Source organism: Flavobacterium microcysteis, assembly GCF_006385255.1.
Taxonomy (GTDB): Bacteria; Bacteroidota; Bacteroidia; order Flavobacteriales; family Flavobacteriaceae; genus Flavobacterium; species Flavobacterium microcysteis.
This window is the reverse complement of record NZ_VFJE01000052.1, coordinates 159,961-174,999: the sequence shown is the minus strand read 5'-3', so window position 1 is coordinate 174,999 and position 15,039 is coordinate 159,961. Positions and strand designations below refer to the sequence as shown.

Genomic DNA, 15,039 nt, shown 5'->3' with positions numbered 1-15,039 from the left:
GCCAATAGATTATAAAAAATAGAATGATGGTTCCGAGGCATCCGCCTCCAAGCTTCTTGGCTCCCCATCCTGCTAGCAGTGTTTTAAAGAATCCGTTCATAGCTTTTGGTTTAAGGTTTGCTTAAAGTTAGCTATTTCTTTTCGGGTTTGCTTCTATTTTAAGACAGAATTATTAATATTTACCGCTAAGCAATTCACCTCCAATCGGCACTTTTGTGTCCAATCCTAGTTTTTTCATCATTTCATAAGTGGTGCAGATGGCAGCTGATGTAACTGGAATTCCTATTTCTTTCTCAAGCAGGTCTACAGCTTCCAGGGATGGCATTTGTACGCAGGCAGAAGCAACGAAAACATCAACATCTTTTAGGTTTAGCCGTTTGTAAATCTCCAAAAGATTCATCGGATCTTGTGCCGCTACTTCCAGATTGTCTGGTATTTCCAAAGCTACAAAATCAACGACTTCAAATCCCTGATGCTCGATATAATCCACAACCAACTGTGTCAACGGTTTCATATAAGGCGTAATGACAGCTACTTTTTTTGCTCCCAAAACTTTCAGTCCGTTGATTAATGCGCCGGCACTAGTCACGATTGGAGTAGGGAAACCATTGTTGACAGTTTCTTCATGTAGATTTGTTTCCGAAACGCAGTGATAGCCGCGTCCCATACTCATAATAGCGACAAGACAAGCATAGCCCATCACATCTACTTGAGCATCTGAAAGTTCCTGGGCACATTTCAGGCTCATGGCATCCATAGCTTCTAATTCTTCTTTGGTTACCTTTTTCATCCGCATTCTGCTGGAATGGAAGGTAAATCTTTCCGGTGCGATAGTTTCTCTGGAACGGAACAAAGCCGGTATCTCAGTTTCCATAGTTGTGTTGGAAGAAGGAACTATCTGGCCTATTTTATATTTTTTCATAGTAGTATGTATGATGTCTAAAGTTGTAAAGTATTAAGTCTAAAATCGTAAAATCAAAAAATCTAAAATCAGAAATCCAAAATCTAATCGATTTTCTTAATCGTATTAACTAACGTTCCAATTCCTTCAACGGTAGCTTCAACGACATCGCCGTCCCACATCCATTCTTGTGGATTTCTTCCTGCACCAACGCCTGCTGGTGTTCCTGTAGCGATAATATCGCCAGCTTCAAGCGTGAATACTGTACTTAAGTCATTAATCAGATCTGGAATTCTGAAAAGCATATATTTTGTATTTGAATTTTGCTTTTCAATACCATTGACAGTCAGTGATAAATTAAGATTATGCGGGTCTTCGATTTCGTCTTTGGTAACCAGAATTGGTCCCATTGGAGCAAAAGTATCTTGTCCTTTAGAAACAATCCATTGTCCTGCACGGCGGCAATCTCTAGCACTGATATCATTGATAACCGTATAGCCAAAAACATAATCCATCGCATTTTCTTTGGCAATGTATTTTCCTTTTTTACTGATGATTACTGCTAATTCAACTTCCCAATCCAGTTGTTGTGTCAGTTTTGTATTGTGAAGGATAGCTTCGTTTGTACCAATAACAGCTGTTGGTGGTTTAGAGAAGATAACCGGTTGTTGAGGCAAATCTTTTGATGTATCTAATGTTCTGGCCGATTCTGCTACGTGCTCCGTGTAATTTAGCCCGATACCGATAATGTTTTTTCTAGGTTTTGTAATCGGTGCCAAAAGCTTTACTTCGTTTAAAGGAAGCGAAGCTGAAGCGATGGCATTTTCAGAAGAGGTCTTTACTATTTCAGCAATTCTGCTGACTTCTTCCAGTCCAAGATCAATAAGTTCCAGCATGGTTTTTGGAAATTCTTCATTGTGCTTGTGCGAAAACGCTTCAAGGTCAAGAACGGTATCATTGTTGAAAATTCCAAGCTTTGGTTCTGAGTTTTTATGCGTGAAAGTAACTAATTTCATTTTATTGTATTGCTATGGTTTTTATGGTTGTATTTTCTTTTCTCTTTTATACCTTTTAATTTTCTACTACCTGAAATCCACCGTTTTCTTCGTAGGCTCTTTCTTGGTATAATCCTAAAGATTCAATAACAGGAAGGTCATTAAAAGAGAATAGGCAGGCGTCTTCAGTTTCTGAAAGATTCACGTGTTCGTGTACGGCCCAGGAAGGAACGCAAAAAATATCTCTTTCTTTCCAGTCATAACGTTTTCCGTTAATTACAGAATAACCTTTACCTTTCGCACATTGATAGACAAATGAACCTGTGTGTTGGTGTGCTTTTGTATGCTCGCCAGCTCTTAGCAACTGCATGGATGCTCCCATAGTCTGCATGACATGGCCACCGGTTACCGGATTGGAATAATGCATCAATATGCCATCATAAGGAGAGCCATAGTTTACTTGAGCAGCTTCTAATAGTGAAGGGTAAACATTCTTCCAGGAATATTTGAATAGAGGAGAATAAGGTTTATCCCAAATTTTATCAGCAGGCAATAATCCTGATCCTCCATAAGTTAATGGTGAGAAATTAACCGGATACTTTAAATCCTGTTTTCCATCATAAACGGCATAATCGTTAGCTTCTAAAGCATTTACCAAAGGAATATCCAGACCGTCCTGCCAGATACAGGTTTTTCCGTCTGCTGCAACGCCATGCTCATGCCAGGTGCTGTTTGGGGTAATAACAAAATCATTGACTTCAAACGTAATCTTATTACCATCGACTACTGTATAACCGCCTTGTCCTTCCATGATGAAACGAAGTGCAGATGCTTTATGACGATGGGCTGATGTGCTTTCTCCCGGACGGGTAACCTGTATGCCGGTATACAACCAGCCTACGGCAGCGCTTACATCTTTTCGTTTGTCGTTTACCAGATAAACCACGCGACGTCCTGCTTGTTCAGGAGTTACTAATTCGGATGATTTGAGTACCAATTCTCTTAGGTTCTCATATTTCCAAAGCATAGGAACGGAAGAAGTACGTGGCTCCCAAGGTTCAATATCATTTGCTACGGTCCATAAGGCGCCGGCTCCAAGTGTTTCTAGTTCTTTATAGTAGGCCTCAAGTTCGGGAGTATCTTTAACTCGAGCTCTTCCAATTACGTCGTCGTTGAATTTTGATTCCATATTTGTTTGTTTTTTTCTTCTTTTTCTTTCCTATACCCTGGCAGGGTTCAAAACCCTGCCAGGGTATAGGAAAGAAAAGTTTTTATTCTATTATCAAATCATCAATATCAAAAAAATCCTGATTTTGATTATGATACGCTATAAAATTATCTAAATTATAAAAGACATCAATAACTTCTTTTCTTTTTATTTTGGTTGGCTTCTCAGAAATAATACTTCCGTACGAAGACCATGGATAATCGTTTATATTTTCGCAAAAACCATGATGTACAGGGTTATTGTGAATGTAATAGACCAGTTTCTGAAAATAATCGTCTGATGTTATCAATTTTCTGTGAAACGGTTTTTCAAACAAGCTTCCCGTTCTTTTGAAACGTTTGTTTATAGCTTGCGTATAAGCATTGAACAGATGTGAAAACTGTTTTGGAGTACTTATTACGCTTGGCTTTTCAACTGTCGAATATTTTAGTTTACTGCTGTCAATCTCATTTTGTGGCTTTACGTATATCAATAAATGGAAATGGTTTTTTAGTAGACACCAAGTATAGGTTTCGACCACCGGTTCCATGTATTTTTCATAAAGTCTTAAAAAATGATAATAGCAATCGGTATCGTAAAACAAATCGATACCATTATTTCCACGATTAAAAACGTGATAGAACCTTTCTGGTTCTAATAGCTGTATTTTCATGTTGTATGGCGTTTATTTTTTATTTTCGTCTTACCCTGCCAGGGTTTTAAACCCTGGCAGGGTTATATTTTATTTTTTAGAAAACTCTTCATGGTTATCTATAAAGGTAATCTTTCTTGTTGGTGCAACATTTACTCTAAGGTCAAAAATATCGAAACGGTTGTAATGACCTAATATGTCGTGCATCTGTTTTGGCTGGATGCATTTTGATAGGTCAATATCAGCATAAACAATTCCTTCTTCATCAATTAATGGTTCTCCAACTACAGCGCCGTTAGGACCTATTATTCCAGAGAAAGCAGAGTTTTTCCTTGTTAGTAATTCCTGAACATTTGGCACATCTTCTTTCAAAGCATCCATAATTTCTTGAGAAATTGTAGAACAGGAAACAATCGTAAACAGTTTTCCTTCAAAAGAGTGGGCAGCAGCGCGTATTTTTATTGCTTCAGCCATATTATAATCGGGTGGTGCTACCGGTAGGGAAATATAATTAGCGACATGGATTAATTCTCCTTGCGAAAGCAAGGTAAATCGAGCCAAAGTATTTGTGTTTTCTCCACAGGCTAATGTCCCAATTGGACCTATTTCAGTAGGATATACTTTTAAGGAAGAACCGTCGCCGCTTGTCCATGTAAGTTTTTCAGCCCAGGTAGGCACCAATTTCCGGTGTCTTCCAATAAGTACTCCGTTATTATCTATAATCAGGTTTGTATTATAAATTTCTCCGTAGCTATTTCCTCTTTCGTTGATTCCTATAACAACATGCACATTGTGTTCTTTGGCAGCCTGACACAGTTGTTGTACTTCAGGGCCATCTGTTGTTATGGAACATTTGTATAAAACTTCATACCATTTACTGCCCTGTACGGGTGTCATAATCCAGTTCCAATACGGATAGCCCGCAATAAAAACTTCCGGAAAAGCAACAAGAGAGGCTCCGTTTCTCGCAGCTTCTTTGATGAATGCTACAGCTTTATCTGTCGTGGCTTGTGCATTTAGGAATACAGGAGCGGTTTGTACTGCAGCAGCTTTAAATTTTGGAAATTCCATTTTATTGATGAATTTATGATTTATGATTTTTGGCTCTTGTTTGTCTAAATTCTTTGATTTTAGATTTATGATTTTTGTTTATCTAAGATGTCTATTCCCTATCAACTATTCCTTAAATAAAAAGGGTGTTATTTTCTGTTTCATATCTTCACTAAAAGGCTCGGATTTGATACTTTCCCGATTTTTGCTGATAGCTACATTCACAAGCGTAACTTCGCCTTCAAGACAGGTTTTCCCTTGCTCGTCTTCGAAACGGAAACCGCAAACCATTGAAGCGCTCCCCAGATTTGTTACCCATAGATGTTTGGTTAGGATTTCTCCTAATCGGGCAGCTTTCTTAAACTGTACTTTTAAATCGACCGTCGGGATACCGTTAGTTTCATGAATGGTGACAAACGGACGCTCCAAGGCTTCTTCAAACCAATCTTCCACTAAAGCGTTTAGCATTTCAAGAAAACGAGGATAAAAAACAATTCCGGCGTAATCAACGTGTTGGAAACGTATTTTTTCTTCTTTAATAAAGTGATTGCTCATATTTTTTATGGCTTTATAATATTTAAAAACTTGCAGCAGTAGCTTTTCTCCAAAAAGAAATGAAGTTTTCTGGAACAGTATTTTCATTCAGCAGACTACCGTTTTCAAGTTCTGGATAGGTTTCAGCAAAGGTTTGGATTTTGGTTCTGTCAACTCTCATACTAACCACATGTCGGTCAACTTCATCCGGATGGCAGATTCCGGCAGAAGCCATAAGTTCCATAGCACTTTTGACTGTTTCATGTTGAAAACGAGCCACTCGGACACTCTTTTCTTCCGGTACCAATCCTTTAACCAATCTAGGATCTTGTGTAGCGACTCCAGTAGGACAAGTATTAGCATGACATTCCAAAGCCTGAATACAACCTAAAGCGAACATCATTCCTCTGGCTGAATTACAAAGATCAGCACCAGTAGCTAATGTCTTAATGATATCAAAACCTGTAATGATCTTGCCACTGCAGATAATTTTGATCTGGTCTTTGACGCCAAAGCCAACAAGGCAATCGTATACAAAGGCCAACGCATCTCTTAATGGCATACCCACGTGATCAGAGTATTCCTGTGGAGCTGCACCAGTACCACCTTCGCCACCGTCGACAGTAATAAAATCAAAATACGTTTTTGTTTCTACCATGGCTTTGCAAATGGAAATAAATTCTGATTTGTTTCCAATACAGATTTTCATACCTATAGGCTTACCGCCAGAGCCTTTTCGCAATAGCTTGATAAAATCCATCAATTCCAATGGAGTTGAAAAAGCAGAGTGGGTAGGCGGGGAAAGAATATCTTTTCCTTTACTTACCAAACGTATAGCTGCAATTTCATCGGTTACTTTTTCTTTTGGTAATATTCCTCCATGTCCCGGTTTAGCACCTTGTGAGAATTTAATCTCAATCATTTTTACATTATCAAGAACAGCTCTTTTTGCATATTGTTCATAAGAGAAATTACCATTTTCGTCACGACAGCTAAAATAACCTGTACCAATATTCCAAACTACATCGCCGCCTTCTAAATGGTAAGGCGAAAGGCCACCTTCACCTGTATTATGATAAAATCCACCTTGTTTAGCACCTGAATTAAGTGCCTGTATCGCATTACGGCTTAGGGAACCAAAACTCATGGCACTGATATTATATAAGCTGGCATCGTATGGCTTTTCACATTGGGAAGATCCAATTTTAATTTTTGGATTGCTATCGACCTTTGAGAACGGAATAGCTTTGATACTATGGTTAATCCATTGGTAGCCTATTTCGTAAATGTCTAATTGGGTACCAAACGGGTTAGAATCGGTCTCTTTTTTGCTTCGTTGGTAAACGAGGCTTCTCTCCAAACGGTTGAAAGGCTTTCCGTCAAGATCTTTCTCAATAAAGTACTGGCGTACGCCTGGACCTAGAGATTCCAAAAGGTAACGCATTCTTCCAACAAGAGGGAAGTTTCGTCGGATTGTTTTCTTGGACTGGAACATATCATACAATCCCATGATTATCAAAGGGATGAATATTAGCAATAGGAAGCTGGATTTCCAGTTGATATAGCTCATTATACCGATAATGGCCAATACCGTGATGCTTAATACTACAAATACTTTTCTCATTAGTTTGCTTGTTTTTTAAAAGAAATTATCAAGGATAATATTAGTGAATTTTACTCAATTTCCCTTGCCAAAAGCCTTTAATTTATATCGCTGTATTTTTCCTGTTTCCGTCTTTGGAAGCTGTTCCATAAAACGAATTTCTCTTGGATATTTATAAGGTGCTGCATTTTCTTTAAACCAGTCCTGTAAGGTCTTTATATATTCATCACAAGCTTTGGATTTATCAGCCAGAACTATATAAGCGCATACCAACATACCTCGATTTTCATCGGGAAGTCCTACTACAGCACATTCTGATATATCATTGTGTTTGAGTAATACGCTTTCAACTTCTATGGCTGCAATGTTGTAACCGGAAGAAATAATCATATCGTCACCACGGGCTACAAACCAATAATAACCGTCTTCATCCTTACGGAAGATGTCACCGGTAAGATTCCATCCATCTTGTACATATTCTTTTTGCTTGTCGGTTCGATTCAGGTATTTGCAACCGGTAATCCCTCTTACGGCTAACCTGCCAGGTTCATTAGCTCCTAATTCGTTGCCTTTACGGTCTACAATTCGGGCTTCATAACCTCGTATTGGCAGGCCTGTAGCACCTTTTTTCATGTTTTCTTCGTTAGAAGATATGAAAATGTGTAGCATTTCTGTTGCTCCAATACCGTCTATGATTTTTAAACCAGTGGCTTCATACCAGTCTTCCCAGACTTTTTCAGGTAAGGTTTCACCAGCAGAAACGCATTTACGCAGTGACGAAATATCATAATCCGCTACTTTGGTAGTTAATACTCTCCAGGCTGTTGGAGCAGTGAATACGATTGAAACTTTATGGTTTTGAATGGCTTCCAGTAATAGTTCAGGACTCGGTTTTTCAATAAGGAATGTTGATGCTCCGAAGTAAAACGGAAAGAGGACAAGTCCACCCAAACCAAAAGTAAAACCTAATGGTGGACTGCCAGTAAAAATATCTTCAGGAACGGGCTGTAAGGAATATTTAGGAAAAGCTTCGCAAATAAGAAGTATATCTTTGTGATAATGCGAGGTCATTTTTGGATTTCCGGTAGTACCCGATGTAAAACCAATAAGGGAAACCGAATCTGCTTTTGTTGGGAAGTTCTGGAATTCCTTAGGTTTGTTGTGCATTAGCGTTTCAAGCTTTGATACGCCTTGTTCTGTGCCGTCAAACGTAATAACTTGCTTAAGAAAAGGTGATTTTACAGAAGCTAATGCTTCTTCCAGACGATAATCGCAAAAAGCATGTGATATTTCAGCACTGTCAATCATGACTTCAAGTTCTTTTTCGCGCAGTAAAGGCATAGTTGCTACTACAATACCGCCTGCCTTGAGCACGGCAAACCAGCAAGCCACAAACATTGGATTGTTAGCAGCACGTATCAGTACACGATTGCCAGAAACCAAGTCTAAATCTTCAACTAATACATGGGCAATTTGATTGGCCTTTTCATATAAATCCTGATAGGTCCAGTTTTTTTCAAAAGTACGCATGGCAATATGATGCCCACGCCCTTCCTTAATATGAGAATCCAATAGTTTTTCTACGCAGTTAAGATCCTCTGGAAGCTGAAAATCCGGATGGTCATATATATACTCCGGTTGTAGCTTTTGAGAAGGCAGGTGCTTTAGTGCGAAATTATCTTGGTACATTTTAATTACGAATTTTAAATTACGAATTAGGAATTCGTAGTGTTGTTTTTGTTGGGTTGTGTGTTATTTCGTATTGTTTTTTGTATGGATCCAATTATTTTTAATAACTCTTCTGCATCTTTAAGCAGGCTTTCGTGTTGTATGGCAGTTAGGTAACCTGTATCTTTTAAAAGTCTAATCCAATAATGGGATTCTCGAGCTTCTTTATAAGCTATTGAAAGCTTAGCGAAGAAATCTTTTTGAGATTGACCTCCTAAGGCTTCTTCAATATTGGCTCCAATTGAGGTACCACACCTTAGGAGTTGTTTGCTTACTACATATTCTTTCTTTTCTTGACCTAAAAATTGATAGGTCTTAACAATCCTGACGGCAAAGGCATAACTTTTAGTTTGTATGATGTTTTCAGTTTTCATGGCGGATACTATTTAGGTTTATAATTATAAATTACGAATTAGGAATTAGGAGTGAGTGAAAATTTGAAATTCGTAATTCCTAATTCTTAATTTTGTGATTTTCTGGCTTTAACGCTTTCTTCATTCCTTCTGCGGCTTTTCTTTCGCTTAATTTATAAGGATAAAGATGTGAAATTCCAGCTTCATAGGCATTCGGAATGTCTTGTGCAGGATACTGTTCATAAGCTTGAGCATTCCTTACAAAGCCTGGGTCAAGTAATAACGGCCTGCCCAAAGCTACCAAATCAGCTCTTCTGTTGAGTATGATTGTATTAATCTGGTCGATATCTTGTATGGCTCCGGTGGTAATGACCGGTACTCCTATAGAATTTCGTATAGCATCCGAAAACGGAGTCTGGTACATTCTTCCGTAAGCAGGTTTCTGATAATTTACAGTATATCCTGAGGATACGTCGATACAATCGGCTCCGGCCTGTTGGAATGCTTTTGCTATTTCTAATACATCTTCTTGAGTAATACCGTTTTCTGCCCAGTCGCTTGCTGAAATCCTTACAGAAATAGGACGGTCTGTATCAAAACTTTCTCGTACGGCACGGAATACTTCCAGAGGAAATTTGAGTCTGTTAGTCACACTTCCTCCGTATTCATCTTTACGGTTATTAGTTAGAGGTGATAAGAATGACGCTAGTAAATAACCATGATTAGCCTGAAGTTCAATCATGTCGAATCCGGCCTGTTCTGCATTTTTCGCTGCATGGCGAAACTGCGTGATAACATTTTCCATGTCTTGCCTATCCATTTCTTTTGGAGCCGGCATTTTATCGTTATAAGATATTGGAGAAGGAGCAAGGAGTTTCCATGGAGATTCAATCGATACATCATGACCTTCCCAAGGGCGTTTTACAGCACCTCTTCTGCCCGAATGCCCAAGTTGTATTCCTATTTTACCTTTACTGTTTTGATGAACAAAATCAGTTATTTTTTTCCAGTTATCTATTTGTTTTTGAGAACTTATAAGTGGGCAACCTAAAGTAATTTTTCCTTCTTCACTTACTGCAACAGATTCCGTAAGTATAAGTCCTACACCGCCTATGGCACGGCTTCCATAATGTACCAGATGCCAGTCGGAGACTAATCCGCCTTGGGCTGCATATTGTTCCATTGGTGCCATCACAATCCTATTTTGCACGTGCATTTGGCGAAGTTGATAAGGTGTGAAGGCAGGAGGTGTCTTACTTTCTGAATTATTTATCGACTTATTAAAATCTTTAAGGACAGCATCTGTAAAAGAGGCATCCCTAATAGCAAGATTTTCTAAGGTAACCTTTTTAGAACGTGTCATAACACCAAAGGCAAACGGCAGAAAATCCTGCTGAATATGCCTGTCCATGTCTTCAAACCATTCCAAAGATACTTTGGCTGCGTGCTGTATCATTTCTACCCGTTTACGACGGCTTTGTTCGTAAGCGTGAAAAGCCTGTCGAATGTCGTTTGGATGAGCGGTAATAGCATCGGCCAGTGCAATAGCACATTCCATGGCGAGTTTGGTTCCCGAACCTATGGAGTAGTGGGCTGTAGCTTTTGCATCACCCAGAAGTACGACATTATCTTTATGCCAGGCAGTATTTGTGATAACCGGAAAATTTCTCCAGTGTGATCGGTTCGAAATCAGTCCATGTCCGTCTAATTCTTCTTTAAAAAACTCAGATAGCTTTTGTATAGTGCCTGTTTCATCTTCAGTTACAAAACCTGCTTTTTCCCATGTTTCTGGTGAAGTTTCAAATATCCAGGTACTTTTTCCTTCTTCGTATTGGTACGTATGGGCGACAATAGGGCCATAAGGTGTATTTCTGAAAAAATAAGTAAAAGCATCTAATGGACGGGTAGAGCCCATCCATACGAACTTGTTTTTTTGCAATACAGAAGTTGTCCCGAAATCAGTAGTTTGTTTATCTCGAAACAGACTATTGATACCATCGCTGGCTACAATTACATCAGAATCTTTGAATTGTGTAAGGTTATCTACTGCGTGCTCAAAATGCAAAACAACACCTTCTTCCTGGCATCTTTGCTGAAGGAGTTGCAGTAATGTTTTTCGGGAACAGCCGCAGAACCCGTTTCCTGTGATGCGAACTTTTTGACCGTCGCGTGCAATATCGAGGTCATCCCAATAGGCAAAACGGCTTCGGATCAGTTCATAAGATTTTGGATCCCTTGAAAGAAATTCGCTCAATGTCTCGTCTGAAAAGACCACACCAAATCCAAAAGCATCATCAGCTTTGTTACGTTCATAAACGTCAATCTGGAACTCTGGATTGGCCTTTTTGGCAAGTATAGAAAAATAGAGTCCTCCGGGACCACCGCCAATTACGGATATTTTCATTTTGTATATTTTTTAAACCACAACCCTGGCAGGGTTCAAAACCCTGCCAGGGTAGGCTTCGTTTTATTATTGTCTTTTTATTACAAATATTTCTCCTAATTTGGAATAGTTTGATCCGGCAAGTCTTGCAACGGGTTTGTATGCTTCCATATTGATTTTATGGTCATCAAGCAGTACTTTTTCATCAAAATGAAACATCACGACTCTGCCAATAACAACAGTAGCTCCACCATATTTATGTCCTTCAAGAGAATAATGATGAACTAGTTCGCATTCAAAAGAGATAGGACTTTCCTTAACCCTTGGCGGACTTACTTTGACGCAAGGAACGGGAGTAAGGCCGGCAAGTTCAAACTCATCTATATCAGCATGTACTGTTTGCGCTGTAGTATTCATGGCTTCAACAATATCTTCAGTGACCAGGTTTACAACAAATTGTCCGGTAGCTAATGTATTGGCAAGAGTATCTTTTTTCTGCTGATTAGAGTGAGCAGTTGCAAACATAACATGGGGTGGATCATCACCTACAACATTAAAAAATGAGAATGGGGCAAGGTTATGAATTCCGTTTTCACTAATGGTGGATATCCATCCTATAGGCCTTGGAATAACAGCTCCGCTGATGAGTTTGTAGATGGCTTTTTGATCGAGTTCGTCAGGATTGAATTCCATTTTATTTGTGTTTGTACAAATTAAAGGAAATTTTTAGAATTATTTTTTAGGGTATGTATTTTTAAGAGGGTAAAATTAGGAATAGTGTAAAAATGAAGATGTTGGATTTATAAAAAATAAATTTAAGGTTTCTTTAGTCCTTGTTAAACACTTACAGGTAAAGTCATCTGAAAAATATTCTTTTTTTTTCTTTTACAAGAATAAATAAAAAGCTAAAAAAAAGCCGTCTCAATTATTGAGACGGCTTTTTTTTATTGTATTCCAAACATCATTACTAACTTATCGTCTTTATAAAAGTTAAGGGTCTGTTCAGCAACATCAAAACGTAATGTTGCCTCAGAAAGATGGTTTCGCATTTTTGTTTCAGTACTGGCAGCATCCTTATCTATGCAAGCCATTTTTGTACCAGCTAAAGGGGAGAAAGTAATTTGATCAGCAGTAGCAGTATAAGAACCAAAGAAGTTATTGCAACCGCTATTTCCGGATACTTTTTTGTTTTTTATGTCAAATTGCAAACTTGCTTTACCATAGTCCTTACCTACGTGATCCATTTGTATCAATTTCCATTTTTTACCGTCAATAAATGTCCACAGTTCATTTTCTGTAGGAATGGCAAAGGTTAAGATTACTTTTTTTGTTTTTGGATCTTTAAAATGAACAGTATTCTTTTCTGCATGAATTTCGAAATTTTTCTTTTCAATTGTAGTTTTAAACTCTTGTTCTAATTGCATGCTTTCTGGGTCGCAGGCCATCAGCGTACCCATCAATAGGTTTATTTGAATCTGGTTACCGTTCAATTGGTAGCCAGCGTTAAAACGATTACAGCCGCTTTTTCCATAAATGCTATTTTTGGTATTGTCTATAGTCAAATAGATCTTACCGTTGCTACTATTTTTGCCGTTCATTTGAGATAAAACCATTTTTTTATTCAAATAACTGGCATCTATTGTCTTGACTTGTTTTTTGGAAACTAATTTTTTTAAACGGTAGGTGTAGGCTGAAGCATCAGCAGGTATATTGCCTTCTCTTTTGGTTTTGACTACTTTTAATTTGTATTCATATCCAGGTTGGTAATTAAAACCTTCTATAGTACTGTAAAAGTTGCTCCATTGTTTAGCATTGCCTTCTTTTACTTGCATACAATCCATTGGAGCTACACCTACACATGGAACAGTGTTCTCTTTTACTTTCATGGTAATGGTTTTTTGTGCGAAGGTCAAAGTACTTGCACCTAAAAATAATAGTATAAACTGTAGTTTCATTTTTTTACTTTTTATTAGATTATTAATTTGTTATTGTCTGCAGGCATAAATCGAGCCAATGTTTTGATATAGGTAAGTAATCTGAGTTAATATTGTACTAAAAATAACGTATATAAGCTAGAGCAAACAAAAAGAAAGCTATAAAGATATTGCCCTCAGTTAGTTAAAGAAAAAGCAGTTTTCGCAGTTATTAGAATTATACAAAAAAATAATGAATGTTGTCCGGGCGTTAGTGGGAGTGTTATTTTTGCCTGATCAACATATAGCGCCTTAAAAAGCTTTTTAGTGTTTATGCCCGTTTGGGTACATAGATTTTAAGCTAGAAATAGAATCACCACAACGATGTCTCGTTTTTAGCATTAAAATCATTCATGTAGCAAATGTAACAAATAAATTTTATTTTTAGAAAAAGTTAAAATATAAAATTCAATTAATGTTAAAAATAATAGATTAATTGATTATATTAATAATTAAACTGCATATTCTTTCTCATTCTTAACTCTTTCTAACTATAAAAAAAGCAGCTTTTTTATAAGCCTACTTCAATAATCATTATTTTTACTCATCTAAAAGCCTTAAAAATGCCTGCTGCGGAATTGCAAAAATTTATCGTCGTACTATTATATGGCAGCTTGGTTCTGCAGTCGTTTATTGTGTTAGTCAATCCGATGAACGTAAACAAAAGAGCCAACCTGTTTTTTGGGCTATTTTTATTTCTTTGGTCAAGCTTCTGGCTTTTTGATGTTACAGCTTTGTGTGGTTTGCAAGTTGGAACTGTTTTGACTGAGGTTGTTTCTTTTCTACAAATATTTACGCCTCTATTTCTATATTTTAGCGTAGTTTTTTTTATCAATCCAAATTACGTTTTCAAAAAGGCCGACTTGGCTTGCCTGATTTTACCGGTCATCTATATTGCCTTGATGTTTGATCCGCCGCATGGTATAGTCTATAGTATGATTCCTATTTCACATAATCTGCCTTACATTGCTATTGTCTATTTTAAAATACGGCGTCACCAAAAGAGAATAGAAACGATTTCTTCTAATACAGAAAACATCAGTCTGCAATGGCTAATTAAAGTAACTTCTTTATTGTTTGTGACCATTATTATTACGGAAGCGTATGAACTGTATAATATCTTTATTGAAAAACGGCACGAACATATGGTAATGGACTTGTTGTTTTTGGTAATTGTATACTTAACATCTTATTATTCGCTACGACAGAAAGAAATTTATCCGTTAGATGAAGCTCAACGGAAAGAGCTCTTGGAAATAGAAACAAAGGATGCAGAGTCTGAAGGAAAGAAAAAATTACTTTCTGACACTGAATTAGAAAGCCTGAAGCAAAAACTGACATTTTTGATGGAAACGGAAAAACCTTATCTGGACGGTGAACTTAACCTAATCAAACTTGCAGGACTAATGGATATGAGTGCACACCAACTATCATATCTAATTAATCAGGGATTTGATGAAAATTTCTTTCAGTTTGTAAATGGGTATAGGGTAAGGCAGGCTCAAAAGCTACTGTCGGAAAAGAAGAGCCGATTTTCCTTGCTGGGTATTGCTTATGAATCAGGATTTAATTCCAAGACTTCTTTTAATACTATCTTTAAAAAGATGACACAACAAACGCCTTCTGAATTTAGAAAAGGCCTGAAGTAGTTTTTAGTTGA

Annotated in this window: 13 protein-coding genes; 1 reads left to right on the top strand and 12 read right to left on the bottom strand. The window is 37.6% G+C overall.

Features of this window, described 5'->3' with window-relative positions; translation table 11 throughout:
* Positions 1-172: 172 nt before the first annotated feature.
* The 12 genes from FJA49_RS06380 to FJA49_RS06325 form a co-directional block, all read right to left on the bottom strand.
* Positions 173-922 (bottom strand): maleate cis-trans isomerase family protein, encoded by a 750-nt coding sequence (locus tag FJA49_RS06380; protein ID WP_317131699.1) that lies wholly within the window; start codon positions 920-922, stop codon positions 173-175.
* A gap of 83 nt (positions 923-1,005) precedes the next feature.
* Positions 1,006-1,917, bottom strand: a complete 912-nt coding sequence (locus tag FJA49_RS06375) for a fumarylacetoacetate hydrolase family protein (RefSeq protein ID WP_140000010.1) — start codon at positions 1,915-1,917, stop codon at positions 1,006-1,008.
* A 55-nt stretch (positions 1,918-1,972) separates the two neighbouring features.
* Entirely contained in the window at positions 1,973-3,085 is a 1,113-nt protein-coding gene (locus FJA49_RS06370; RefSeq protein ID WP_140000007.1) for a cupin domain-containing protein, read from the bottom strand.
* A gap of 82 nt (positions 3,086-3,167) precedes the next feature.
* The gene (locus tag FJA49_RS06365; RefSeq protein ID WP_140000005.1) at positions 3,168-3,776 is read right to left on the bottom strand and encodes a hypothetical protein; all 609 of its coding nucleotides are present in this window, start codon (positions 3,774-3,776) and stop codon (positions 3,168-3,170) included.
* A 69-nt stretch (positions 3,777-3,845) separates the two neighbouring features.
* Complete coding sequence (locus FJA49_RS06360) at positions 3,846-4,826, bottom strand: carbon-nitrogen hydrolase family protein (protein ID WP_140000003.1); 981 nt, start codon at positions 4,824-4,826, stop codon at positions 3,846-3,848.
* A gap of 105 nt (positions 4,827-4,931) precedes the next feature.
* Positions 4,932-5,360, bottom strand: coding sequence for an acyl-CoA thioesterase (locus tag FJA49_RS06355; protein WP_158629455.1), 429 nt, complete (start codon positions 5,358-5,360; stop codon positions 4,932-4,934).
* A gap of 22 nt (positions 5,361-5,382) precedes the next feature.
* Positions 5,383-6,963, bottom strand: a complete 1,581-nt coding sequence (locus FJA49_RS06350) for an FMN-binding glutamate synthase family protein (RefSeq protein ID WP_139999999.1) — start codon at positions 6,961-6,963, stop codon at positions 5,383-5,385.
* 54 nt (positions 6,964-7,017) lie between these two features.
* A complete protein-coding gene (locus tag FJA49_RS06345) occupies positions 7,018-8,631 on the bottom strand; it encodes an AMP-binding protein (RefSeq protein WP_139999997.1) in 1,614 nt (537 codons plus the stop codon).
* Between the two features lie 26 nt (positions 8,632-8,657).
* The gene (locus FJA49_RS06340; protein ID WP_139999995.1) at positions 8,658-9,044 is read right to left on the bottom strand and encodes a four helix bundle protein; all 387 of its coding nucleotides are present in this window, start codon (positions 9,042-9,044) and stop codon (positions 8,658-8,660) included.
* Positions 9,045-9,123: 79 nt separating this feature from the next.
* A complete protein-coding gene (locus FJA49_RS06335) occupies positions 9,124-11,427 on the bottom strand; it encodes an oxidoreductase (protein ID WP_139999993.1) in 2,304 nt (767 codons plus the stop codon).
* A 66-nt stretch (positions 11,428-11,493) separates the two neighbouring features.
* Positions 11,494-12,099, bottom strand: coding sequence for a flavin reductase family protein (locus FJA49_RS06330; protein WP_139999991.1), 606 nt, complete (start codon positions 12,097-12,099; stop codon positions 11,494-11,496).
* A 251-nt stretch (positions 12,100-12,350) separates the two neighbouring features.
* The gene (locus FJA49_RS06325; protein ID WP_139999989.1) at positions 12,351-13,361 is read right to left on the bottom strand and encodes an META domain-containing protein; all 1,011 of its coding nucleotides are present in this window, start codon (positions 13,359-13,361) and stop codon (positions 12,351-12,353) included.
* A gap of 581 nt (positions 13,362-13,942) precedes the next feature.
* Here FJA49_RS06325 and FJA49_RS06320 point away from each other — a divergent pair.
* On the top strand, positions 13,943-15,028 hold the full coding sequence (locus FJA49_RS06320; RefSeq protein ID WP_139999987.1) for a helix-turn-helix domain-containing protein: 1,086 nt from the start codon (positions 13,943-13,945) through the stop codon (positions 15,026-15,028).
* The last annotated feature ends 11 nt before the right edge of the window (positions 15,029-15,039 follow it).